The sequence below is a fragment of the Pseudoteredinibacter isoporae genome (genome assembly GCF_011602085.1).
Lineage (GTDB): Bacteria > Pseudomonadota > Gammaproteobacteria > Pseudomonadales > Cellvibrionaceae > Pseudoteredinibacter > Pseudoteredinibacter isoporae.
In genome coordinates this window covers 126,980-152,434 of the sequence record NZ_JAAONY010000003.1, presented here as the reverse complement: position 1 = coordinate 152,434, position 25,455 = coordinate 126,980, and the positions used below count along the sequence as shown (strand labels likewise).

General features: G+C 49.7%; 21 protein-coding genes. 13 read left to right on the top strand and 8 right to left on the bottom strand.

Going from position 1 to position 25,455, the window contains the following annotated elements:
• The first annotated feature begins 16 nt into the window (after positions 1-16).
• The 7 genes from pilW to der all read left to right on the top strand — a co-directional run bounded on the left by pilW (position 17) and on the right by der (position 7,813).
• Positions 17-784 carry a type IV pilus biogenesis/stability protein PilW gene (pilW, locus tag G8768_RS16995; protein ID WP_166843744.1) on the top strand — a complete coding sequence of 256 codons (768 nt, stop codon included), beginning with the start codon at positions 17-19 and terminating at the stop codon, positions 782-784.
• Positions 784-1,797 carry a RodZ domain-containing protein gene (locus G8768_RS16990; protein WP_166843745.1) on the top strand — a complete coding sequence of 338 codons (1,014 nt, stop codon included), beginning with the start codon at positions 784-786 and terminating at the stop codon, positions 1,795-1,797. Before pilW ends, G8768_RS16990 begins: the two co-directional genes overlap by 1 nt.
• 13 nt (positions 1,798-1,810) lie before the next feature.
• Complete coding sequence (gene ispG, locus G8768_RS16985; RefSeq protein ID WP_166843746.1) at positions 1,811-2,926, top strand: flavodoxin-dependent (E)-4-hydroxy-3-methylbut-2-enyl-diphosphate synthase; 1,116 nt, start codon at positions 1,811-1,813, stop codon at positions 2,924-2,926.
• 56 nt (positions 2,927-2,982) lie between these two features.
• Positions 2,983-4,272 carry a histidine--tRNA ligase gene (gene hisS / locus G8768_RS16980; protein ID WP_166843747.1) on the top strand — a complete coding sequence of 430 codons (1,290 nt, stop codon included), beginning with the start codon at positions 2,983-2,985 and terminating at the stop codon, positions 4,270-4,272.
• Between the two features lie 131 nt (positions 4,273-4,403).
• On the top strand, positions 4,404-5,084 hold the full coding sequence (locus tag G8768_RS16975; RefSeq protein WP_166843748.1) for a tetratricopeptide repeat protein: 681 nt from the start codon (positions 4,404-4,406) through the stop codon (positions 5,082-5,084).
• Between the two features lies 1 nt (position 5,085).
• Complete coding sequence (bamB, locus tag G8768_RS16970) at positions 5,086-6,222, top strand: outer membrane protein assembly factor BamB (RefSeq protein WP_166843749.1); 1,137 nt, start codon at positions 5,086-5,088, stop codon at positions 6,220-6,222.
• A gap of 184 nt (positions 6,223-6,406) precedes the next feature.
• A complete protein-coding gene (gene der / locus G8768_RS16965; RefSeq protein ID WP_166843750.1) occupies positions 6,407-7,813 on the top strand; it encodes a ribosome biogenesis GTPase Der in 1,407 nt (468 codons plus the stop codon).
• A gap of 89 nt (positions 7,814-7,902) precedes the next feature.
• Here the strand turns inward: der and G8768_RS16960 are convergent, their stop codons facing one another.
• From G8768_RS16960 to xseA, 3 genes are all read right to left on the bottom strand, one after another.
• Complete coding sequence (locus G8768_RS16960; protein WP_166843751.1) at positions 7,903-9,408, bottom strand: alkaline phosphatase family protein; 1,506 nt, start codon at positions 9,406-9,408, stop codon at positions 7,903-7,905.
• A 23-nt stretch (positions 9,409-9,431) separates the two neighbouring features.
• Positions 9,432-9,929 (bottom strand): NUDIX hydrolase, encoded by a 498-nt coding sequence (locus G8768_RS16955; protein WP_166843752.1) that lies wholly within the window; start codon positions 9,927-9,929, stop codon positions 9,432-9,434.
• A gap of 138 nt (positions 9,930-10,067) precedes the next feature.
• Positions 10,068-11,411, bottom strand: a complete 1,344-nt coding sequence (gene xseA / locus G8768_RS16950) for an exodeoxyribonuclease VII large subunit (protein WP_166843753.1) — start codon at positions 11,409-11,411, stop codon at positions 10,068-10,070.
• 353 nt (positions 11,412-11,764) lie between these two features.
• Here xseA and guaB point away from each other — a divergent pair, with 353 nt between their 5' ends.
• The 4 genes from guaB to G8768_RS16930 all read left to right on the top strand — a co-directional run bounded on the left by guaB (position 11,765) and on the right by G8768_RS16930 (position 17,404).
• Positions 11,765-13,240, top strand: a complete 1,476-nt coding sequence (gene guaB / locus G8768_RS16945) for an IMP dehydrogenase (protein WP_166843754.1) — start codon at positions 11,765-11,767, stop codon at positions 13,238-13,240.
• Positions 13,241-13,315: 75 nt separating this feature from the next.
• Positions 13,316-14,893 (top strand): glutamine-hydrolyzing GMP synthase, encoded by a 1,578-nt coding sequence (gene guaA / locus G8768_RS16940; RefSeq protein ID WP_166843755.1) that lies wholly within the window; start codon positions 13,316-13,318, stop codon positions 14,891-14,893.
• Positions 14,894-14,965: 72 nt separating this feature from the next.
• Positions 14,966-16,816: an alpha/beta hydrolase family protein gene (locus G8768_RS16935; RefSeq protein WP_166843756.1), complete on the top strand. Its 1,851-nt coding sequence runs from the start codon at positions 14,966-14,968 to the stop codon at positions 16,814-16,816.
• A 6-nt stretch (positions 16,817-16,822) separates the two neighbouring features.
• A complete protein-coding gene (locus tag G8768_RS16930; RefSeq protein ID WP_166843758.1) occupies positions 16,823-17,404 on the top strand; it encodes a thymidine kinase in 582 nt (193 codons plus the stop codon).
• Positions 17,405-17,544: 140 nt separating this feature from the next.
• Here the strand turns inward: G8768_RS16930 and G8768_RS16925 are convergent, their stop codons facing one another.
• From G8768_RS16925 to G8768_RS16915, 3 genes are read right to left on the bottom strand one after another with little or no spacing between them, the layout of a single operon-like run.
• Positions 17,545-19,566, bottom strand: coding sequence for an NADPH-dependent 2,4-dienoyl-CoA reductase (locus G8768_RS16925; protein WP_184679396.1), 2,022 nt, complete (start codon positions 19,564-19,566; stop codon positions 17,545-17,547).
• Between the two features lie 49 nt (positions 19,567-19,615).
• The gene (locus G8768_RS16920) at positions 19,616-20,017 is read right to left on the bottom strand and encodes a nuclear transport factor 2 family protein (RefSeq protein ID WP_166843762.1); all 402 of its coding nucleotides are present in this window, start codon (positions 20,015-20,017) and stop codon (positions 19,616-19,618) included.
• 11 nt (positions 20,018-20,028) lie between these two features.
• The gene (locus G8768_RS16915; protein WP_166843764.1) at positions 20,029-20,871 is read right to left on the bottom strand and encodes a crotonase/enoyl-CoA hydratase family protein; all 843 of its coding nucleotides are present in this window, start codon (positions 20,869-20,871) and stop codon (positions 20,029-20,031) included.
• 98 nt (positions 20,872-20,969) lie between these two features.
• Between G8768_RS16915 and G8768_RS16910 the strand changes: the two genes are divergently transcribed.
• Positions 20,970-21,590, top strand: coding sequence for a TetR/AcrR family transcriptional regulator (locus G8768_RS16910; RefSeq protein ID WP_208020249.1), 621 nt, complete (start codon positions 20,970-20,972; stop codon positions 21,588-21,590).
• A gap of 193 nt (positions 21,591-21,783) precedes the next feature.
• Complete coding sequence (locus tag G8768_RS21180; RefSeq protein WP_279546203.1) at positions 21,784-21,909, top strand: hypothetical protein; 126 nt, start codon at positions 21,784-21,786, stop codon at positions 21,907-21,909.
• Between the two features lie 113 nt (positions 21,910-22,022).
• Here the strand turns inward: G8768_RS21180 and G8768_RS16905 are convergent, their stop codons facing one another.
• Entirely contained in the window at positions 22,023-22,412 is a 390-nt protein-coding gene (locus G8768_RS16905) for a hypothetical protein (RefSeq protein WP_166843767.1), read from the bottom strand.
• 123 nt (positions 22,413-22,535) lie between these two features.
• Positions 22,536-25,382: a putative bifunctional diguanylate cyclase/phosphodiesterase gene (locus tag G8768_RS16900; RefSeq protein ID WP_166843769.1), complete on the bottom strand. Its 2,847-nt coding sequence runs from the start codon at positions 25,380-25,382 to the stop codon at positions 22,536-22,538.
• Positions 25,383-25,455: the final 73 nt, after the last annotated feature.

Here is a 25,455-nt window from a genome sequence, read left to right as displayed (position 1 = left end):
AAGTGGAATAAACACGATGACTCGCAGCCTTGTAAAAACCATGATAACAAGTTGGCTGTTGTTGAGCTTAACAGCCTGTGTAACCACCTATGACAGGGTGCAGAAAAAGCCCGACATGCAAAAGGCGATGAAAACCCATATTCGCCTGGGTTTGGAATACCTTCGTCAGAACAATCTCGACTCTTCACGTTTTCACTTCAATAAGGCACTGAAAATCGATCCGAATTCAGCTGGTGCTTATAGTGGGATGGCGGCCCTGATGTTGCGTGAAGGCGATGATGAAAACGCTGAACGTTTTTATGAGCGTGCCATTCGTCTCGATAGCAGTTTATCGTTGGCCCGTAACAATTACGGCTCCTTTTTGTACGGTAAAAAACGTTACCGTGAGGCGTTGAATCAGTTCCAGTTTGCCGCCAACGATCTCAACTACGACCGTCGCCCATTGGCCTTTAACAACGTCGGTCTGACGCAGCTGGCTCTGGGTAATATTGATGCCGCCGAAAAAGCTTTCGCCCGTTCCATTACCCTGAATCCGAACATGGCTCGTCCTTATATCGAGTTGGCGAGTATTGCCAAAAGTAAATCCGAATACCGTGCGGCCATTCAATTGCTGGATCAGTACCACATGGTTTCACCGTTTTCGCCGCGCTCTGTGCAGCTTGAGTTGGAGTTGGCCAAGGTTCTGGGCGATAAGAATCGCGAATCCAGCGCGGAAATGAAACTAAAAAATATGTTTCCCCAAGGTAATCAGTTTCAGAGAAATAATTCAGGTGCCCAACGCTAATGTCTGAATTGGAAACGCAAAATAATAATGAAACACCGGGTCCCGGTGCTATTGTTTCCTATGCTCGTGAACAGCTGGGCATTAGTTCGGCAGATTTGGCTGCTGAACTTAAAATCACTAAACACAAGCTGCATCTGATTGAGCAAAATGCATTTGAGCAAGTAGGTACACCAACCTTTGTGCGGGGGTATTTGCGGAACGCCGCTCGAATTTTGCAATTGGATATCGACATGCTGCTGGCTGAGTATGAAGCCTATGCTTCTGACTCGCTCGAGACCGATACAGAAGAGGAGCCCAGTGCAAGCCTGTCATCGAATGGCGGTTCTTTTAAGGCCATTTGGGCGCTGCCGATTTTGCTGTTGTTTGTTGCAGTTTGGTGGTTTGCACAAGGCAGTAGTGAAAGCGATAAATCTCCGGCGATTGCTTCCGTCGAGCCTAAATCAGCGGACCAACAATCGGCTGCCAGCAAATCCGAAACCGGTTCGCTTGAAACAAACAACCTTAAAGAATCCGTCACTGCGCCCGTCGATGCTGGTGATCAACCTGCCGAGCAAGACGAGGCTGCGGAATCCGTTGATACTTTAGATCGTCAGCCTGAAGAGCCTCAAATGGAAACGGCTGCGATCCATACTGCAGATACCACAAGCCCCATTGAGGCTGCCGAAGAAACAGCAGCGGCTGTTGTTTCTAGTGATGAGCGTAACGCTGAAACGGTGGCTACCAGCTCAAATGCAGCTGCCTTGGCGCATGACGACATTGTCGAGCCAGCCGAAGGCGAAAAGGTTTTAGTGTTCCGTTTTAATGACAGTTGTTGGTTACAAGTGCGTGATGCTACTGGCAAGCGCTTGTACAGCAACACCAAAGAAGCCGGTCAGCAACTGCGCTTGCAGGGGCCGGCACCGTTCCGAGTGAACTTGGGTAATGTTCGAGCTGTTGAATTGGAGGTAGATGGAGAAGCCTACCCACTTGAGGCACGAGCTGGACGCAAAACACTCGCTATTACGATTCCCTGATACAGATCCGATTATGCATTTTGAATCTCCGATAAAGCGCCGAAAATCCAGGCAGATTATGGTAGGCGATGTGCCTGTGGGCGGCGATGCGCCCATTTCCGTGCAGAGTATGACCAATACCGATACCTGTGATGTTGCTGCAACCGTTGGTCAAATTACCGCCTTGCAGGACGCGGGTGCAGACATTGTGCGTGTTTCTGTGCCGACGTTGGATGCGGCAGAAGCGTTCGGTGAAATTCGCAAGGCTGTGAATATCCCTCTGGTTGCCGATATTCATTTTGACTACCGTATTGCATTACGTGTTGCCGATCTTGGCGTTGATTGCCTGCGTATTAATCCCGGCAATATCGGTCGTGAAAAACGTATCGCGGCGGTGGTTGAAAAGGCACGTGATCTGAATATTCCCATTCGGATTGGCGTGAATGCCGGTTCTCTGGAAAAAGATCTACAGAAGAAATACGGTGAACCAACACCCGAAGCGATAGTGGAGTCGGCGCTACGACATGTAGATATTCTGGATAAAATGAATTTTCAGGATTTCAAAGTCAGTGTGAAAGCTTCTGATGTGTTTATGGCTGTGGCGGCTTACCGCCAATTGGCGACTCAAATCGAGCAGCCTTTGCATTTGGGGATTACTGAAGCCGGTGGACTGCGGTCAGGTACAGTAAAATCTTCGGTTGGCCTGGGCATGTTGTTGATGGATGGCATCGGCGACACCTTGCGAGTTTCACTGGCTGCTGATCCGGTGGAAGAAGTGCGTGTCGGCTGGGACATTTTAAAAAGCCTGAAACTACGTGCCAAGGGGATTAACTTTATAGCCTGTCCAAGTTGTTCTCGCCAGAACTTTGATGTGGTGCAGACCATGAATCAGTTGGAAGAGCGCCTGGACGATATTCGCACACCGATGGATGTTTCGGTTATTGGTTGTGTAGTTAATGGTCCGGGTGAGGCAAAGGAATCGGATATCGGTTTGGCCGGTGGTACACCAAATCATTCTATTTATATTGACGGTCAGGCGGATCATAAATTGGGTAAAGACAATCTCGTAGATAACCTCGAGCGTCTGATTCGTAAAAAAGCCGCTGAGAAAGAAGAAGCTGAGAAAGATTTAATCGTAAAAGCGCCTTAGGGTCGGTTAACAACACTGATTAACAGCGCCTAAAGCAAAATGTAAAAGGTATTAGTTTGAAAAAGATTCAAGCCATTCGAGGAATGAATGATTTGCTGCCCGAGCAGTCCGTGCAGTGGCAGTATTTGGAAAAAGCCGTGCGCGATTGTGTGGCCAGTTATGGTTATCAGGAAATTCGTTTTCCCATCGTGGAATCGACCGATCTATTTAAGCGTTCCATTGGGGAAGTTACCGATATCGTCGAGAAGGAAATGTACACATTTGACGATCGCAATGGCGACAGCGTTACTTTGCGCCCAGAAGGAACCGCGTCTTGTGTGCGTGCTTGTGAACAGCATGGCTTGTTATACAACCAGACCCAACGCTTGTGGTATGCCGGTCCAATGTTCCGTTATGAGCGTCCGCAAAAAGGTCGCTTGCGCCAGTTCCACCAAATTGGTGTAGAAGCCTATGGGATGGCAGGGCCGGATATTGATGCTGAACTGTTGTTATTAACGGCTAGCCTGTGGCGCCAGTTGGGTGTGATTGATGCTTTGAGCCTTGAGATCAATAGCCTGGGCTCTAACGAAGCGCGTGAATCCTATAAAGCTGCATTGGTTGCTTATCTGAGTGAGCGCAAAGATCAATTGGATGAAGACAGTCAGCGACGCCTGGACAGTAATCCATTGAGAATTTTGGACAGTAAAAATCAGGATACCCAGGCCTTGTTGGATGGGGCACCTCAGTTGCTGGACTATCTGGATGATGAATCCCGAGCGCATTTTGAACAGGTGCAACGGCTGCTGACCGAGGCCGGAGTTGAGTTTCGGGTCAACCCTAGACTGGTACGCGGCTTGGATTACTACTCCAAAACGGTATTTGAGTGGGTTACTGATAAGCTGGGTGCACAAGGTACCGTCTGTGCTGGCGGACGTTATGACGGTTTGATTGAGCAATTGGGTGGCAAGCCCAATAGCGCTGTTGGGTTTGCAATGGGGGTAGAGCGTCTGGTTCTGTTGCTGGAAGCCCTGGAAAGCTTCCCCGAGACTTTGCCTGCGGCTGCCGACATTTATATTGTTGCTGCCAGTAATGATATGGATAAAGCCCAGTGCGCTGCCGCAACATTGGCTGAGTCCGTACGCGCTGAACTCAATGGCTATCGTGTGGTCAATCATTGCGGTGGCGGCAGTTTCAAAAGCCAGCTGAAAAAAGCCGATCGCAGTGGTGCCCGTATTGCCCTGATTCTGGGTGATCAGGAGCTTGAGCAGGGGCAGGTTTTGATCAAGCCTTTGCGCGGCCAAAGTGATCAGCAAGCTGTTGCGAATGAGCAGTTGTTGTCCACCTTAAAAGGATTATTGAGCAATTAATCGAGTTGCTAATAAGCCCTAGGGCTTATTAGCCGCATGTGATAGGCTAGCGGGCTTTCTTGGCTAAGGCCTCGTTGACAATAAAGTCCTGTGTAGAAAATAAACAGGTTTGCAGGTAATTAGGAGTTACAGTGGCAGAACATCTCACTGAAGAAGAACAATTAGAAGCCATTAAACGCTGGTGGGACAACAACGGTAAAAGTTTGTTGACCGCGATTTTGTTAGGTATTGCGGCTTACTCTGGCTTTCAATTCTGGCAGAACAAGCAACAGGCCCAAGCGGAAGCTGGCTCCGTTGTCTATGAAGAGCTATTGCAGGCAGTCGGTGCCCAGAGCCCAACGGAAGAACAGCAAAATACCGCCAAGTACCTGGCCAAACAGCTGGTTGATGAACACAGTGGCAGCTTTTACGGCATTAGTGGTGATTTGTTTTTGGCAAAGCTGGCGGTTAAAGGTAACGATCTGGAATCCGCCGCCAAGCATTTGAATTCCGCTTTGGCCCAAGGCCCAAGTGAGGCTCTGCGCCCAATTGTTTATCAGCGTCTGGCCAAAGTTCAGGCTGCTACTGGTGATCACGCCGCCGCCCTGGCGACTCTGGATAAAGGCCAAACTCAGGCTGTTGTGGGTTCTTTCGCAGAAACTCGCGGTGATATCTATCTGGCTCAGGGCGACAATGATCGCGCCCGAGCTTCTTATCAATTAGCGCTGGATTCCCTGGCAGCGGAAGATTTTGCTCGTCGCCAGCCATTGCAGGACAAGCTTGCGGGTGTGCCGGTTGTCGCCCTGGCGAAGCAGGATGGAGACGCTCAATAACATGAAAAAGCCCATTGCATTGCTGTTGTTATCTGCTGTTATTGCTGGCTGTTCCTCCACCGATGAAGTCAATCTCGAGCCTATGGAATTAGTGGACTTTGAGCCCACTGTAGAGCTGGATGAGGTTTGGTCAAAAGATATTGGTGCGGGCCAGGATGCGCGTTTCAGCCGATTGACTCCTGTAATTTCCGACGGCGTACTGTTTGCTGCGGGTTCTGAGGGTGAGGTGGTGAGCCTGAACCCTGAAACCGGCCGTGAAAATTGGTCCAAAGATCTGGATAAAGAGCTGGCAGGTGGTGTAGGTGCCGGTCCTGAGAATATCTTTTTGGGAAGCTATAGCGGCACGGTTTATGCCTTGTCCCGTGATGACGGCAGCGAGCGCTGGCAGACCAAACTGAGCAGTGAAATTCTTTCCGCGCCGCAGAGTAATGGCGACGTAGTTGTCGTGCAAACTCTGGATGGTCGCCTGTATGGACTGAATGCCGAGAACGGCGAGCAGATCTGGCGATACGACAATCCAGTGCCCGTGTTGACTCTGCGCGGTACGGCAAACCCGGTACTGTTCGGCGATAAAGTTTACGCTGGTTTTGCTTCTGGTAAAGCAGTGGGCTTGCGCATTTCCGACGGTGTTCAGGTGTGGGAGCAGCGCGTTGCGATTCCCCAGGGCAAAACCGAACTGGAGCGTGTTGTGGATATTGACGCCACTCCGCTGTTAGAAGGCAGCATTTTGTACGCTTCTGCTTATCAGGGGCGTATTATGGCGATTAACCGCTCCAGCGGACGTCCTATGTGGGCAACGGATTCTTCTAGCCATAAAGATATCAGTGTGTTGAATGGAACCATTTTTGTGTCCGGTGCTGATGATCGTCTGCGCGCCTTGAACAGTGCCAATGGCGAACAAATCTGGGAAAACGACAATATGCTGCGCCGTGAGCTGGGTGCACCCCAGGCAATCGGTTCTTATGTTGCGGTCACAGATTTTGAAGGTTACCTGCACTTGCTCGATCGTGAACAAGGCCGCTTTGTGGCACGTGAGAAAGTGGATGGTGATGGCGTACGCGCGAGCATGATCAGTGATGGCGAGCGCCTCTATGTTTACGGCAACAGTGGCGAGTTGATTGCCTACCGTATTCAGTAGCACACATGACTTCGAGCTACGCTAGTGAAAAGGGCCTTTAAGGCCCTTTTTTATTGCTGATTTGCCGCAGAGCCGGGCAAAACTTGCTACTGCTGAGAAAATCCCTATACTCGCGGCCCACGGAAAACGCCATAATGGGCCATAATCTTCTGAAGTTGCCCTACAGACTGTACTGGATTAATAGATGATACCTGTAATTGCCTTGGTTGGACGCCCGAATGTGGGTAAATCAACCATGTTTAACCGCCTTACTCGTAGCCGGGATGCCCTGGTTGCCAACTATGCTGGCCTGACGCGAGATCGTAAGTATGGCGAGGGTGAAATCAACAAGCGCCAGTTCATCGCAATCGATACGGGCGGAATTACAGGTGATGAAGAGGGTATCGATTCCGCTATGGCAGAGCAGTCTCTGTTAGCCGTGGAAGAGGCGGATGTGGTTCTGTTTCTGGTCGACAGCCGCGACGGTTTGACCGCTGCGGATGAGATGATTGCCGATCACCTTCGTGTGAACAACAAGAAAACCTACCTTGTTGCCAACAAAATTGACGGTCAGAATCACGATGTCGCGATGGCCCCGTTTTATGAGCTGGGCTTGGGTGAAGTGTACGGTACGACCGCGACCCAGGGGCGTGGTGTCAAATCCCTGATGGAAATGGTTCTGGAAGAGTTTCCTGAAAATGTCGTGGAGGACGCTGAGGAAGACGAGGCCAAAGGCATCAAGATGGCCATCGTAGGGCGCCCGAATGTGGGCAAATCCACCCTGGTGAATCGTCTGCTGGGCGAAGATCGGGTGGTGGTCTACGATATGCCGGGCACCACCCGCGACAGTGTTTATATTAATTATGAACGTAATGAAAAGCCGTACACGATTATTGATACTGCGGGAATTCGTCGCCGAAAAAATGTTAAAGAATCTGTCGAAAAATTTTCCATCGTAAAAACTCTGCAGGCGATTAGCGATGCTAATGTTGTTGTTTTACTGGTAGATGCCACCGAAGGGCTGGTTGATCAGGACTTGCATCTGATGGGGCACGTGATCGATCAAGGTCGGGCTTTGGTTGTGGCGCTCAACAAATGGGACGGGCTGGACAATGAGCACAAAGAGTTCGTGAAGAACGAACTGGAGCGCCGCCTGCGCTTTGTTGACTTCGCCGACATCCATTTTATTTCAGCGTTGCATGGCACGGGTGTTGGGCATTTGTACGAATCTATCGAGCAGGCCTACAGTGCTGCGACGGATAAACTGACGACTAACCACCTCACCCGAATTCTGCAAGATGCGGTTGCGACGCATCAACCACCGATGGTGGGCGGCCATCGTATCAAGCTGCGTTATGCCCACGCGGGGGGCAAAAATCCACCGATTATTGTGATTCACGGTAATCAGACAGAATCTGTACCCAGCCACTATAAAAAGTTTTTGGAAAAAACCTTTCGGCGGGTTTTGGATTTACATGGTACGCCGATCAAGTTGGAATTTAAATCCACTGATAACCCTTATGCCGGGAAGAAAAATGAGCTGACGTCTCGCCAGGCTGCAAAGAAGCGTCGTTTGATGGAACACTACAAAAAATCGAAGAAGAAAAAGTAATTGATTTTCTGTTTTAAGGTCAGATGAAAGAAAATAAAAAAGGGAGCATCGCGCTCCCTTTTTTATTGCATCGTATTTAACGTTAAGGCTTATCGTTCGGCATCCAGCTCTGCTGCATGATTAATGGCGTGGAAAATGTAATTCTGTTCAACGACACCGTTGAACAAATGTGCCCATGGGCCGCGAGCATAGATGGCAACATCTTCACCGGCATGGGTCTCCGATTCGAAAGGAATCAAGGCCTGTTGCTTGTAATCGTCTCCCTGAGCTTCCTCTTCGGTTGCATGCGGTCGAGGGCCGTGAGTATGCGCACCAGGGCCGTTGGCATAGGAGAGCGTTGTGTAGGGTTTGCCATCCAAAGCCAACGTGGGTGTCAGTACCGGGCGCCCCTTTTTGTCCAGGCCTTGTGATAAACCGAGGATGGGGTTACCTCGATGGGCGTAACCTTGAATGACGAAGGTGTGAGAATGATCAGCGGTTACCACAATCAGGGTGTCTTCCTTGTCGGTTTTCCGCATGGCCACTTCTACCGCATCGGCCATGGCAATGCCATCGGCCAGGGCGCGTTTGGCATTCCCAGCATGGTGAGCGTGGTCAATGCGCCCGCCTTCAACCAGTAAGAAGTAACCCTCATCGTTTTTGCCTAGAATATCGATGGCTTTTTCTGTCATCTCAGCCAAGGAAGGCTCGCCGCCGCGATCTTTGCTGCGGTCCAATTCGTATTCCATATGAGAGCTGTTAAACAAGCCAAACAACTTATCGGTTTTTTCCGGATCAACTTTATCGAACCCTTTTTGGTTCCAGACGTATTTGCCGCCCGGGTGCAGCTCTTGCCATTCCTCAATCAGGTTGCGATCGTCTCGGCGTTTACCGAATTCACCTTCAGGGTCACTGATGTTCTTTGGCAGGAAGTGGCGGCGACCGCCACCCATGGCAACTTCAATACCGTCGCCGTAGGGAAATTCAATCAGTTGCTGGGCAATGTCTTTGCAGCCTGCTTCTCGATCACCAGCACTCAGCCAGCCATCGTCTTCAAAATTGCGATCCGCAGAATGTGCGTAGGTAGACGCGGGTGTGGCGTGGGTGATACGTGTGGTGGTTACAACACCGGTCGAACGTCCGTCGAGTTCAGCGAGCTCAAGCAGGGTGGCCGCTTCGTTTTGCAGGGCGGCGCGGCAATCGCCACGGTCAATGCTGTCGTTTACCGAGACCAGGCCCATCTTGGTTTTAATTCCGGTCATGATGGCGGTAGCGGTACCGGCTGAATCTGGCGTCTGGGCATTGGTGTTGTAGGTTTTCGACAATGCGATATGAGGGAAGTGCTCATAGGACAGTTGATAATCTTCACCTTGCCCGCCGTCCAGTTGGCCTTTGTAGATACGAGTCGCGGTAACTGAGGCAATGCCGTTACCGTCGCCAACAAATACGATGATGTTCTTGGCTTTTTCTTCGATGTCTTTGCGCTTCAGGATCGATTGCAGCTGGGCTTGTCCCTGCTCAAACCACGGATCACTTTTTTGATGGGTAATGCTGTCATCACTACAGCCGCTCAAGGCAGCAATGCCGAGCGACAAGCAGACTAGGTTCTTTTTCATACTTGAATAAGCCTGATTAGATTTTAAGGTTCAGTTTGATTGGCCTTGGATTGATTGAGATAGTCCATCAACCAGGCGCGTTGATAGGAAAAGCGCCATTGTACCGCAGGGATAAGTGTGGGGTTAACCCAGCGTGCACTCAGAATCTCAATATTATCTTCCGGGTTGGGGCGGGTGCCATCCTTTGACTTGCAACTGAACAACTGAAAACCATTATCGAACGTTTTTATCATCTCGATGGCGTCAACAGCAACGCCGGTTTCTTCAAACGTTTCCCGCTCTGCGGTTTGAGCCGGGGTTTCGCGCCAGCGAAAACCGCCTCCGGGAAAGTTCCATTCACCATTGTGCTGCTGGACCATCAATATACGGTACTCGCCACCGCTGGCCTTATGCTCCAGCAGACAGCCGGCATTGGCTTGGCCGCTGCCTGTGGTAGGGCTGTTTAACAAGTCGCAGGCGCTGAGGCTGACACAGCTGCCAAGCAGAATAAAAATGCGGCTGAATGCGGTATATCTGTTCAAGCTGGTAATCCGTATGTTGTTCGCCCGTTGTTCGCAAGGGAAAGTGCCTGAGGTGTTCTTCAGGCGGTATCTGTCACCCAATCGCGCATTTAAACAATGTTTTGCAACACTTTGATGACAGCCCTGCGAAATGTAAGTTTACTCGCTTGTGTGGCATGCTTCCACACGGCAATCCAGGGTGCCATCATTTAATTGTACCGAGATGGCATCACCAGTTTTGCTGTCGGTGGCCCGTTTTAAAATGTTTCCATTCTCGTTGCGGGTAATGCTAAAGCCTCTTTGAAGCACTGCCAGGGGGCTTAGAGCATTAAGTTTTTCCATTTGAGTGTGCAACGCCAATTCTCGTCGCTCCATTCTATTTTTGATGAGCAAGTCGAGTTGTTTTTTGTGTGCAAGCAGTCGATCTCTCAGCGGAGCAAAACGTTCCTGTGGGTGTTGCTGGGAAAGTCGGAGTAAAAGTTGCTCCTGACGATGTTTTAAGCCAGTGCATTGGCGTTGCCAGGCTTGTTGCAAACGCAGTTCCAAATTGTCGAGTTGCTGAGCTTGTTGTTCGAGTGTTTGCCCGGGATGACGGAGGCGTCGTTGCAGTTGTTGCAGCCGTAATTTTTCCGTTTGCACTTTACGCTGGCAGGCCTGGCCGAGCAGGATGGCATTGCCGAGCAGTTGCTGTTGCAGGGCTTCCCGGTCCTGGCTCAGGATTTCGGCGGCGGCCGAAGGTGTGGCGGCTCTGAGGTCGGCCACAAAATCCGCGATCGTGAAGTCAACTTCGTGACCTACAGCGGAAACAATCGGGATCTCGCTGTTCACAATGGCATAGGCAAGGGCTTCGTTATTAAACGCCCATAAATCTTCCAGGGAGCCACCACCTCGAGTTAGCAGCAGAACATCACAACATTGATGGCGATTGGCGATATTAATGGCTTCGATCAGCTGCGGTGCTGCGGCATCTCCCTGAACCTGACAGGGCAAAATCAAGGCTCTGGTGCTTGGGCTTCGTCGTTCCAGAACCGTCAGTACGTCTTTCACAGCGGCCCCTGTGGGGGAGGTGATAATACCAATACGCTCGATTTTCTCAGGCAGTGGGCGTTTGCGCTCGTCAGCCATCAGGCCTTGTTGGAACAGCTTGTTTTTCAAGGCGTCGAACTGGGCTTGCAAGTCGCCGGCGCCGGCCGGCTGCATATGCTCAATAATGAGCTGGTAGTCACCCCGGCCTTCATAAAGGCTGACCCGGGCGCGAACCAGAACCTTGTCGCCATTATTGGGGTTAAAACGCAGCATCTGATTGCGGTTGCGGAACATGGCGCCCCGAACCTGGGCAGATTGGTCTTTCAGCGTGAGGTACCAATGGCCCGAAGAGGGGCGGGCGAAGTTTGATATTTCACCTTCCAGCCATATCAGGGGGAGGTGGGTTTCCAAAAGTTGTTTAGCTTTGCGGTTGAGCTGGCTAACACTTAATACTTGGCGGTCTTGTGCTTGATTCATAAGGGCATTGTAGGGGAACTGCTGGACTGAGCACAGGACCAAATCCGCTTTATGTCCCTGATGCCAAATTTTTGTGCTCCGAGGGTAGGCCTGTCGCCACAAAACAGCGGTATGGCGTGCTGGGGAATGTGAATGCTGCGGGCGTTATCGAAGGACCACTGTCTATTTACCCAGCTGTGGGAAATCTATATAATTGCCGGTTTATCTAAAAGCCGACCTAGCATCTGTGGAAACTCCATGGTGCCGCGAAATATCCCTGTAAAGTAAGTGGAAGAGAGGCGCCAAGGGCAGCTTTAAGCGACTGTATTTTCATCGAGGTGCTGGCACCGTTTATTTTGAGGTTCTCCAAAACAATGTTGCGTATCGCACAAGAAGCTTTAACGTTTGACGATGTACTACTGGTTCCCGGTTACTCAGAAATCACCGCGAAAGATGTTTGTTTGAAATCTCGCATTAGTCGCGATATTGAGCTGAACATTCCGCTGGTATCCGCCGCTATGGACACCGTAACTGAAGCGCGCCTGGCCATTGCGATTGCCCAGGAAGGCGGCATTGGCATTATTCACAAGAGCATGACCATTGAAGGTCAGGCGGCTGAAGTTCGTGCGGTGAAAAAGTTTGAGGCTGGTGTTGTTCGAGATCCTATCACTATTGAATCTTCAGCAACGATTCGTGAGTTGGTGGCGTTAACGGTTGAGAACAAGTTTTCTGGCTTCCCGGTTCTGGATAACGGCGACCTCGTAGGTATCGTAACGGCTCGAGACGTTCGCTTTGAGCCGAATCTGGATGCCACCGTAGCTGATATCATGACCCCCAAAGACAAGCTGGTGACCGTTTCTGAGGGTGTACCACTGGATGAAGTTCAAATCCTGTTGCACCGCCACCGTATTGAAAAAGTTCTGGTTGTGAACGATAAGTTCGAGCTGACCGGTTTGATCACGGTAAAAGATATTACCAAGGCTGAGCAGTATCCAAACGCTTGTAAAGATCCTGAAGGCCGTCTGCGCGTTGGTGCTTCTGTAGGTACCAGCCCAGACACTGATGATCGTGTTGCGGCTCTGGTTGCTGCCGGCGTTGATGTGTTGGTCGTTGATACTGCTCATGGCCACTCCAAAAACGTTCTTGATCGTGTTCGAAAAATCAAAGCCGATTACCCTGAGGTGCAGGTGATTGGCGGCAACATTGCTACTGCCGAAGCGGCGAAAGCATTGGTTGAGGCGGGCGCGGATGGCGTGAAGGTCGGTATTGGTCCGGGTTCTATCTGTACGACTCGCATTGTGTCCGGTGTGGGTGTTCCTCAGATTTCTGCGATTGCCAACGTGGTTGATGCCCTCAAAGGCAGTGGCGTTCCTGTGATTGCTGATGGCGGTGTACGTTTCTCCGGTGATATTGCCAAGGCCATTGTTGCCGGTGCTCACTGTGTGATGATGGGCTCTATGTTTGCCGGTACCGAAGAGGCGCCGGGAGAAGTTGAGCTGTATCAGGGCCGTACCTATAAAGCGTATCGCGGTATGGGTTCGCTGGGTGCAATGGCGAAAACCCAGGGCTCTTCTGATCGTTACTTCCAGGATGCCAGCCAGGGTGCTGAAAAACTGGTACCGGAAGGCATTGAAGGCCGAGTACCGTACAAGGGCCCTATGTCTGCCATTGTTCACCAGATGATGGGGGGCTTGCGCTCTTCCATGGGGTACACGGGTTCACGTACCATCGACATTATGCGCACCCAACCTGAGTTTGTCAGGGTTACGGCAGCGGGCATGGGAGAGTCCCATGTGCACGATGTGCAAATTACCAAAGAGGCGCCCAATTATCCGGTGGGCGGGCGCTAAGCGCGAACGATTATTGATTGTATAGGTCAGCTCTTCAGCTGGCCTTTTTTGTTTATTAGGCGACAAGACAGTTCTATGACACAAGATATTCATGCTCAACGCATTTTGATTCTGGATTTCGGTTCTCAATACACTCAGCTGATTGCACGTCGCGTACGTGAAATTGGTGTGTACTCAGAAATTCGCGCTTTTGATATGACCGAGGAAGAGATTCGTGATTTTGATCCTCGTGGTATCGTTTTGGCCGGCGGCCCTGAGTCAGTAACAGAAGGGGAGTCACCTCGTGCGCCGGAATGCGTGTTCAATATGGGGATTCCCGTTCTGGGCATCTGTTATGGCATGCAGACCATGGCTGAGCAGCTTGGCGGTAAGGTCAGCACCTCCGAGATGCGTGAATTTGGTTACGCTCAGGTTAAAGTTCACGGTCGCGGTGCATTGTTGAACGATATTCGCGATCATGTGGATCACGATGGCGGTTCGCTGTTGGATGTGTGGATGAGCCACGGTGACAAGGTCAGCGAAATGCCGGAAGGTTTCGAGTTGATGGCGTCAACCGACACTTGTCCGATTGCAGGCATGTACTGCGAAGAGCGCGATTTATACGGTGTTCAATTTCACCCGGAAGTGACCCATACTTTACAGGGCAAGCGCATCTTCGAGCACTTTGTATTGAAACTGTGTGGTTGTGAAGCGCTGTGGAATCCGGCAAATATTGTCGAGGACGCGATTCAAAAAGTTCGCGAGCAGGTGGGTTCTGACAAAGTTCTGCTGGGACTGTCTGGTGGCGTAGATTCCTCTGTAGTTGCCGCATTGTTGCATAAGGCCATTGGTGACCAGTTAACGTGTGTGTTTGTTGACAATGGTTTGCTTCGCAAAGACGAAGGCGACCAGGTTATGGATATGTTTGCCAAAAATATGGGCGTAAAAGTTATTCGCGCCGATGCCGAGGAATTGTTTTTAGGTAAACTGAAAGGGGTTTCTGATCCAGAGGCCAAGCGTAAAGTTATCGGTAATACCTTTATCGACGTGTTTGATGCAGAGGCCACTAAACTAAAAGACGTTAAGTGGTTGGCTCAGGGAACAATTTATCCAGACGTCATCGAATCGGCTGCCGCGAAAACCGGTAAAGCGCATGTAATTAAGTCTCACCACAATGTGGGTGGTTTGCCAGAAGACATGGAGTTTGAGCTGGTCGAGCCTTTGCGAGAATTGTTTAAAGACGAAGTGCGCAAGATCGGCTTGGAGCTGGGATTGCCTTACGATATGGTTTATCGTCATCCGTTCCCGGGTCCTGGCTTGGGTGTGCGTATTCTGGGTGAAGTTAAAAAAGAGTATGCGGATATTCTGCGCGAAGCGGATGCCATCTTCCTGGAAGAATTACACGAGGCTGACTGGTATCACAAAACCAGCCAGGCTTTTGCAGTATTCTTGCCGGTGAAGTCGGTGGGTGTTGTTGGTGATGGCCGCCGTTATGAGTGGGTGATTTCTCTCCGTGCTGTAGAAACGGTCGACTTTATGACAGCTCGCTGGGCACACTTGCCTTATGAGCTGCTGGAACGTTGCTCCAATCGAATCATTAATGAAATATCGGGTGTCTCTCGGGTGGCTTATGACGTATCCAGTAAGCCGCCAGCAACGATTGAGTGGGAATAAACACTGGTCGTTTTAAAAGAAGGGAGCGCAAGTCGCTCCCTTTTTCATGGAAGGTATAAAAGGATGATAGATATGACACGAATTGCATTCATGTTAACGCTGCTGGGAATGGCGTTGCCGTCTTCTGTTCTTGGAAAAAGCTCATCAACCATAGCAGCAGAAGAATTTGCCAAGCTGCCTCGGTTTAGCTCCCCCGTAATCTCTCCGAATGGACGTTATCTGGCGGCAAAAATGTCAAATGGCGACAAGAGCTATTTAGTAATGAAGGATTTGCAGGATGCGGATGGAAAGCTGACCAAGCTTTCTGATGGCAAATATTATATTAACTGGTTTGGCTGGGCGAATAATGAACGGCTTTTGTTGAGTGTTCGGAAAAATAGAAAAATACGAAAATATGTATTGACTGTTTCTACTATTGGTAGTGTGAAGATTGACGGCAGCGAGCCTATATTTTACAAGGCAAAACCCAATCGAGATGGCTACTTTAAGCGTAACCCGGGTTTGGTAAGCCTCATGATTGATGACCCTGATCATGTGTTATTGACTCTGGATGATTCGCGAAACAACTGGGCTGCGCCTATTGTGCATAAAGTGAATTTGAAAACAGGTAAGCGCGAAAGAGTTCAGGATAATCCGACGGGCGTTTCTCACTGGATAGCCGATCAATATGGAGAGCTTAAGGTTGGGCTTCGATACGAAAGAGGCGCGAAAGGGAAGGCGGTTGAGCTTTTGCTGAAAGATAAAGAGACAAACGATTGGAAGCTTGTTCAAACTGCGGATTACTTTGATGAGGATAGAATTCGGCCCGTTCGTGTTAGCCCTGAAGATTCAAACATACTGTTAGTGGATGGTGGGAAAAGCAAAGGTCTCGATGAGTTCTCAAGGTTCGATGGTCTTGTGAAATTTGATACTCGAACTATGAGCTTGGGTGATGATTATCAAGACAAAGACTACCAGCGTATAAAAGATGATGTGGAGTTTTTACTCGCTGATGACGATGTTCATATTGTTAGTCGCAGCCGAGATAAGAGTGTATTTGTTCTTCAGGCCCAGCGCAGTAATAAGCCGGATCGCTACTTTGTTTTTAACTCAGAAAATGGCCAGCTTACGTATTTGGCTTCGGAATATCCCGAGTTGGAAAAGTCGATCTTGTCGAAAAAGCAGGCGGTTTATTACCTGGCACGTGACAATTACGAAGTTCCGGCATACTTGAGCTTACCTGAAAAGAAAACGGAGAATTTGCCTGCCGTCATTCTGGTGCACGGTGGACCCAATGCCCGCCATTACGCCGATTTTGATCCAATGGTTCAGATGTTGGTGAGTCGTGGTTATGCGGTCTTGCAGCCCCAGTTTAGAGGCTCTATTGGTTTTGGAGATGCCCATCGTATGGCCGGTAAGAAACAATGGGGCAAGCTCATGCAGGATGATGTCGCTGACGGTGCCAGCTGGTTGGTGAATGAAGGTATTGCAGATAAAGCCCGAATTTGTATTGTGGGCGGCTCATATGGAGGCTATGCGGCTGCTATGGGTTTATCCAAAGACCCTGATCTATACAAATGCGGTGTTAGCATTAACGGCGTTCTTGACTTTCCATTGCTGAGGCGTGAAATTCGAGACTTGAGTTTATACAAGGGCTTACGTCGTGAAGGCCTGAACGATAGCGAAGAGGCTGAACAAGTGTCTCCCGTACATCAGGCCGAACGTATCAAGGCACCTTTAATGCTGTTTCATGTCAAGGGCGATACGGTAGCCAACGTTGAGCACAGTCGACGCATGAACGACGCTATGCTCGCCAAGGACAAGTCGGTTGAGTACATCGAACTTAAGGGCGGGGAGCATTGGCGCACGAACAATGAACAGGAAATCGAGAAGTTTCAGGCAGTGGATCGCTTTTTGAAAACCCATCTTGATCCAGCTAACTGAGGATTTATGGCACAACTGTATTTTTACTACTCGGCAATGAATGCGGGTAAGTCGACGGCTTTATTGCAGTCGGCCTATAACTATAAAGAGCGGGGCATGCATGTGGAAATTTTCACGGCGGCCCTCGACGATCGATACGGGCGAGGCAAGGTAACTTCGCGTATTGGCTTGCATGCCGATGCCCATTTGTTCCAAGCGGAAACTGATTTGTTCTCCGCTATTGAGGCCCTGCATACCGCCAGCCCAATGAATTGTGTGTTTATTGATGAGGCTCAGTTTTTATCGAAAGCGCAGGTTAAGCAACTGTGCAAAGTGGTCGATGAATTGAATATTCCCGTTCTGGCCTATGGCTTGAGAACGGATTTTCTGGCGGAAACGTTTGCGGGCAGTCATTATCTGCTGGCCTGGGCGGATAAGCTGGTAGAATTGAAAACCATTTGCCACTGTGGCCGCAAGGCTAACTTTGTCGTGCGACGCGATGAAAATGGCCGGGTAGTGCGCGAAGGCGAGCAGGTGCAGGTGGGTGGCAACGACAGCTACGAATCTATGTGCCGCAAACATTTTGCGGAGTTGGTTTGGGAGTCTTAATCGTTTCTTAATACCAGGTTATCGTATTCATAATGCTAGGCTGTTGTCTGGATACGGACATTTTTTCGAGCACCCAATAAAAACCGGCAAAGTGACATGTCACTTTGCCGGTTTTTATTTTTGAAGGCTGATTTTTTGAATCAGATTGTCGCGGCCAGGCGAGTGCCCTGATCAATCGCACGCTTGGCGTCCAGCTCAGCAGCCACATCGGCACCACCAATTAGGTGGAAGGGCTTACTCAAACCGTCGACCAGCTCACGCATAGGCTCTTGGCCGGCACAGACAATAATATTGTCGACGTCCAGGACCTGTTGGCTGTCACCATGACTGATGTGCAGACCCTGCTCGTCAATTTTGTCGTACTGGCACCCCGGGATCATGGTGACGCCTTTATTGATTAAACCGGTACGATGAATCCAGCCGGTGGTTTTGCCTAAGCCGCCGCCGACTTTCGAATTCTTGCGCTGCAGCAAGAATACTTCGCGGGCTGGAGCTGAAACATTGGCTTTAACTCCCTCAATGCCACCGCGAGCTTCGAGGTTCATATCCACACCCCATTCGTCCATAAAGGCTTCGATATCTTGACTGGTGGCTTCGCCGGAATGCACCAGGTATTCCGAGACATCAAAGCCGATGCCACCTGCACCAATAACGGCTACTTTTTTACCGACGGGCTTTTTGTGTTTCAGGACATCCAGATAGCTCAAGACTTTTGGACTGTCTATGCCCTCGATATCCGGAGTGCGTGGACTGATACCTGTGGCCACAACCACCTCGTCGTAGTCGCCTTCATTCAGATCTTCCGCACTGACTTTTTTACCCAGAACCAGGCTGACACCGGTCAGTTCCAGCTGCTTGTCGAAGTAACGGAGGGTTTCATAGAATTCTTCTTTACCGGGCACCTGTTTGGCAATGTTGAACTGTCCACCGATTTGATCCGCGGCATCAAACAAGGTGATGTCGTGGCCTCGGCTGGCTGCGGAAGTGGCAAAGGCCAAGCCTGCAGGGCCGGCACCAACAACCGCAATTTTCTTCACGTCAGTGGTTGGTAAGAGGTTTAACTCTGTTTCATGGCAGGCGCGAGGGTTCACCAGGCAGCTGGTCATTTTGCCGCTGAAAATATGGTCCAGACAGGCCTGGTTACAACCGATGCAGGTATTAATTTCGTCGCTCTTGCCGGCAGCGGCTTTGGCCATAAAATCGGAATCTGCGAGGAAAGGGCGGGCCATGGAAACCATATCGGCATCACCACGTTGCAATACTTCTTCGGCAACTTCCGGTGTGTTAATTCGGTTTGAAGTGACCACTGGAATTGGCAATTCGTCTTTGAACTTCGCCGTCACCCAGGTAAAAGCGGCGCGGGGCACTTTGGTTGCGATGGTTGGAATACGCGCTTCATGCCAGCCGATGCCGGTATTGATAATGGTTGCTCCGGCTTCGGCGATGGCTTTGCCCAGTGTCACGATTTCATCGTAGCTGCTGCCGCCTTCCACTAAATCCAGCATGGACAAACGATAAATAATAATAAAGTTTTCACCAACGGCTTCACGTACGCGACGGACCACTTCAACGGGCAGGCGCATACGATTTTCATAACTGCCGCCCCAGTCATCGTCGCGCTGATTTGTACGAGCCGCGAGAAACTGGTTCAGGAAGTAACCTTCGGACCCCATGATTTCCACGCCATCGTAATTGGCTTTTTGGGCAAGTACTGACGTGCGAATGAAATCCTGAATTTGCTGCTCGATTTCATCCTCGGTGGCGGCTGAAGGTTTAAATGGGTTGATCGGTGCTTGAATGGCCGATGGCGCAATAGGGTTTTCGTTAAAGGCATAGCGGCCGGTGTGCAAGATTTGCATACAGATTTTGCCGCCCTCGGCATGAACCGATTCGGTAATTTGCAAATGATCTTTTACATCTTCATCGGTTTTCAGACTTTTAGTGTGCTCGTGGGTCGCGGCACGGTCGTTGGGGCCAAAGCCACCGGTCACAATCAGGCCTACGCCACCTCGGGCTCGTTCGGCAAAAAATGCGGCCATGCGAGCGTGGCCATCGGGTGCTTCTTCCAGGCCGGTATGCATTGAACCCATCAGTGAGCGGTTGCGCAGCGTGGTGAAACCCAGATCAAGAGGTTCCATTAATTTAGGGTAGTGTTGAGTCATTTCCATTACCTTTATCAAGCTAATTGTTTGCCGTCTCTGCGGCTTACGATTATTTCGGTTGTTTAAGCAAGCCTGCGTCCATAAAACGCTGGGTCATCATATCGGCCAATCTGGCGAGGCCGTTTAGTGGTCGAACCATAACTTCAAACTGAACAATCTGGCCTTTATCGTTCCACTGAATCAAGTCGATGCCTTTAATGTGCTTGTCTTCGACTTTGCAGCTGAATTCGAGAGCAAAATTATTGCCGTCAATCCATTCCCGGTGGTACTCGAAGTCTTGAAAAATATCGAGTACCTGACAAAGAATAAAGTGTGCAACATGACCACCTTCTTTTGCACCCCAGAAGGTCGGCGAATGGAACACCATATCGGGGTGTAGTAACTCTGTAAGTGTGTCGGTATCTTTTTCAGCTACGACTTTATGCCATTTTTCCAAGCGTAGATCGCTCATCGCCTGGCTCCTTATTCCTTGATGGCCGGGCCGATTTCGGCCAGGTCTGCAAAAGCGGGCTCGCGTTTTTCCATTTTCGCTGAGAAGGTCTCCATCATATCGGTTTCAGGTTGGAACATGCCGGTTTGCCAAATGCTCATGTAACGCAGGCTGTCAGCGGTGCTGTGATCGCGAGTGTAGTTAATCATCTCTTTGCAGCCGCTAACGGCCAGCGGTGAGTTACCCGCAATCTCTTTTGCGATGTTCATGACTTCGTTGAGCATGGTCTGCTGATCGCTGAATACCTGGTTCACCAGGCCGCAAGCTTTTGCCTCTTCGGCGTACATACGACGGCCGGTATAAGCCAGTTCCCGGGCCAAACCTTCGGGAATGAGTTTTGGCAGGCGCTGCAGGGTGCCAACGTCGGCCGTCATACCAATTTTGGTCTCGTAGACGGTAAAGAAGCCTTCCTCTGTGATATAGCGACAGTCACAGGCTGTCGTCATGTCGACAGCACCACCAATGCAGCCGCCCTGAATCGCCGCCAGAACGGGGATACGGCAGTTCTCGAGAGCCGTGAAGGTGTTTTGCAACTCGGTAACCATGTGGCGCATGCGCTCGTGCTTGCGGCCGAGTTCCAGGTCATGTTGCAGGCCACCATTGGTGAACACGGCGAGGTCCATGCCTGCACTGAAGTGCTTGCCTGTAGATGAAATCACGATAACCCGTGCAGCGGCTTCACGGTCGATCTTTTGAACGGCCTCAGGCAGCTCTCGCCAGAAGGCGGGTACCATAGTGTTGAGTTCGTCCGGGCGGTTGAGCTCGATATGAGCGATATGATCGGCGATGGTCACGCTGAAGGTGGTATAGGTCATTATTATGGACTCCGTTAACTGAGCGCTGTCAAGATGACTCAGGGTAAGGCTTGATTTTGACAGTGTCAAGATGTGCTGATACATTGTCCCGGTGCTAAATGACAGCTAGTAGGGCATTGATGACAGTCGTTAAGAAAAACTACCACCACGGTGATCTCAAGGACACTCTTGAGGACGCCGCCGTGGAAATATTGCGAGAGGTGGGAGTTAACGGCCTGTCCATGCGCAAGCTGGCCGATCGGGTAGGGGTGTCACGAAGTGCGCCTTATCATCATTTTGAGGATAAGAAAGCGTTGCTGAATGCCATTGCTCATCGTGGCTTTGTGCTTCAGGCCCAAGCCATTGATGATCAGGAGCCCAGTCAGGGCAGCAGTTTTCAAGAGCAGGTCAAAAGCTTTGTACATACCTATGTAACTTGGGCGGTTGAGCACCCGGAATACTATGATTTGATGTTTGGCCGGGAGGTTTGGCAGGCGAGCGATCCCCCGGATGATTTTGCCCAGGAGTCACGTGGCTATTTTCGGCGCTACGTGGAGCGGGTTGAGCGCTGGCAACACAGTGGGCATATCCAGAGTGATCTCAGTGCTTTGCGTTTTGCTCAGGTGAGCTGGAGCAGTTTACACGGCATCAGTCGCTTGCTGATCGATGGTATCTACGTCGATAAAAAGGCACAAAATGCCATTTGCGATGCGGCTGCTGATATCTTCTTCAAGTCGTAATTTGTGTTCTTTACCTCTTTTCTTCGGAGTCAGATATTGATCTGGCTCAAGTAAACCCTTTCTTAATGGTCGAAAGCCCTGTGGTGCTTTGTCTCAGTTGATCCGCGTCAATATCTCCTTTGACGCTTGTTTTAGTATGTGCTCATACAAGATCAAAACAGAAAAAATCTATCAGCTCTGAGAGGAACTCGCCATGTATTTAGATGATGCTGTAATTGCCGGCGTTGTGATTGTAGTTGCTACCACTGTAATTACTTTGTACATCGGCCGTTTTATGTACCGCCACGTAAAAGACGACATTAAGAAAAGCGGAAAGTAAGCTGTTGATCTAACGATTTGCCCTTGGGCAAAACCACCGGCTAGGCTGTGTTGTATAGTCGGTGGACCTTTTCCATGTGCTTTTTTTGCCTGCGCGGCGCAATGCTTAGCTGGCTATCCCTTCAGCAAAAAAGACGCCGACAGCGTACAAATTCCCACGGCCAGCAGTGATGGCCATCCAATATGACGTCCCCGGCTGGCAATCAGATCAAATACGCCAATGCCAACAAAGGCAATTCCTGTATAAACCAGAATACCGCTGTTCAGCTTTTCAATATCGAAGGCAAGCAAATAAAGTATGGCTGCCAGCAGGAACCATAATATCGATGTTAAGTGCCAGGCAAATCTGAGCACCAGTCTGGCGAGATCATTTTCCAGTACTCTATTACCGCGATATTTGAGCATGGGTTTGATAAGAAAGTGTTCACCCGCAATGGAATGGAGTAAGGCGGTGATAATCAGAAAAGCGATAGCTGCGATGATAAGGTAGTCAAACCCGGTCATTTCTTCACCTCATTCAGCGTTGACGATATCTTCACAAGTAGAATCCTATTCCATTATAGAGATGTGCAGCACTTGTACGCTATTCTCCTTGAGGTTTTATTTTTGCCTTTATTTGGCTGCGGCCTATAGGGATATTTCCCGTTTGTGGTGGTTGATAACGAACTGCAGGAGTTCTGTCTCGCTCAGCGGCTTGCTGAAATAAAAGCCCTGGAACTGCTCACAGGAATGCTGTTGCAAGAACAGTAACTGATCGTGATTTTCAACACCCTCTGCGACAACTTTTAGATTAAGGTGGCGAGACATGGCCAATATGGTTTCTACAATTGCATCATCGTCCGGGTCTTGACCAATATCAGAAATAAATGAACGGTCGATTTTCAATTCATTGATGCTCAAGTGTTTGAGGTAGGCCAGGGACGAGTAACCTGTACCAAAGTCGTCGATTGAAATTTGAAAGCCATGGGATTTCAAACGACGCAGTTTTTCCTCGGTGGATTTGGCATCCTGCATCAAAACGTTTTCGGTAATCTCAAGAGTAATGTCGCTGGGCTTAATCTGATAGTGGGTACAGGTGTGCAGTAACTGTCGAACAATATTGCTTTGATTGATTTGAAGTGGGCTGACATTGATCGCCATGGTGAAACCGCTGAGGTAGTGCTTCTGAATTTCGCTCAAGGTCGCCATGGCCATTTCGAAGACCCAATTGCCCAGCTCGGTAATCAATCCGGTTTCTTCAGCAATAGGAATAAAGTCTGCGGGCGATACCCATTCTCCATCGGGCAACTGCCAGCGGCAAAGAGATTCGGCGCCAATTAACTTGCCGCCGTGATCAATTTTAGGTTGAAAGCGCAGTTCAAAACCATTGCGTTTAATTGCTTCGCGCATCTTGCTTTCGAGGTGCAGGCGGTGATCAATGCTGCGTTGCATTTCCAGTTCAAAAAAGCAGATGGAATTCTTGCCTAGGTTTTTTGCTTGATACATGGCCGTATCGGCATGTTTCAAAATATCAGCCACTGGTGTTTCTAGAGAATTAAACAAAGTCACACCGATGCTGGGTGTTAAATGAAACTCATGACTTTGATAAACAATAGGCGGTGAAAAAGTGCTGCGAATCTTCTCGGCAATTTTTTGGGTATTAATGGTTGCCATGCGTTTGTTGGCAAAATTGGCTGGAATCAACATAACAAACTCATCACCCCCAAAGCGAGCGATGGTATCCTGATTTCGGGCGGTCGCTTGCAGGCGCTCTGCGACTTCCACTAATACCGCATCACCAACGGCATGGCCCAGTGAGTCGTTGATGTACTTGAAGTTATCCAGGTCCATAAACAGCACGGCCCCATAACACTGATTCCGGTCTGCAAATGCGACCGCCTGATTCAGTCGGTCCATAAACAGATTGCGATTCGGCAAGCTGGTGAGCGAATCGTAATAGGCCTGACTCGATATTTTGATCTCAGCTTCTTTTTTCTCAGTAATGTCCCGAATTGTTAAGTGGGCAAGGCGTCGATCGTCTTCAGAAGGAATTTTACTGAGTGTGATATCGGCGAAAAACTTTCGGCCTTCAAGATCTTGACAGCGCCATTCATGTTTGAGTGGCTGGCCATAATGTGCAGAGCGCAAGGTGCGAATGAACTGTGTGCGCAAACCGCTGTTTTTCTCGTCATCTTCGGCAAGTAAATCGAACAGGTCCAAATCACGTACCTGACTGTGGTTGCCGAGTTTCAGTAATTCTACGGCAGCGGTGTTGCACAAAGTGGGAAGGCCGGATTCGAGTAGAATCATGGCGTCAGAAGAATGGTCAAACAGAGTGCGATATTGGCGTTCGCTGACCATGAGTGCTTGTTGAATGCTGTGCCGGGTTTTTAAATCGTCACGCAGTTTTTGGTTCAGTCGAATCAATTCTGTGGTTCGTTCGGCAATACCTTGTTCAAGGTTTTGCTTGGCATCAAGAAGCTGGGCTTCGGTGTCTTTCCGCTGTTCAACCTCCGATGCCAGTGAGGCATAGGTAGAGTTCAGGTCTTGTTCAACGGATCTTAAATAGCGAATAACGACATAGCTGAGCAGGGCAAAGGAGAACAGGGAAAGCCCGAGAAAGATGGCCAGTTTGCGTTTGTGTGAGGCCATCATTTCGGTGATGTCGACTGCCGCCATGTGCACCATGGCGAGGCGTTTTTCGCTGTCGTAGATTTTGCGCAGGCTGCCTTGGTATTCTCGCCCCTGATAAGAAAATCGTAGCTCTTTGATATTTTTAAGCCAGCGTTGTTCTTGTTCTATTTTAATGGCGGAAAGTTTATCGAAATCATTGTGCAACAGGGTATAACTGCCATCGCCCATGGTATTCAACTTAATATCTTGAGCGCCATTGCTCTGTCTTGGTCGATCCCTGGAAACGGCAATGAGTGACAAAATATTGTATTGTTTGGCCAGGCCCAGCATTTTTTCAGACGCGGGTTTGGCGATTTCCAGATAGCCATGAACCTCATCACCTTCTCGTACATCATCCATGACGCACAGCAATACATTGCCTTCGGCGGAAACTTCAAGGTGCCAGTTTGATGGCGTGTCGGGTAGATTGAGCAGATAAAGGCTGTGGCGGTCCAGGCTTAGGCCGGTACGATCTTGCAGGCCTTTCAGTTTGGTGTCTTTGCCATAAAAGGCGAGGTGGTGAATGTCGTGTTTATTGTTCAGTTCGTAATATTGTTCTGCCAGGGTGACACGAACTTGATTGGCGTTTTTGCCAATATAACTGCCTTCTTTTTGGCGACCGATGTCGAGGAGTTTTTCGGCGTCTTGTGAAATGGCTTCCCAGAAGGCGAGATTGTAGTCCCGGAGCCGATCTTGAATCAGTTGGCGCATGAAGCCTTGCTGATGGTCGATCATGCCCCAAACACCACCGGCGATAAGTAAAACAAACGCCGTGGCAACAATGATTTGGATGTTATTTTTTTGTGCCGACCAATTCTTCATACACTACTGCTAAAGTATTAGGCATTTTTCATTATAGGTGTTTAATAAGTTTATACACAATAATTTAATGAAT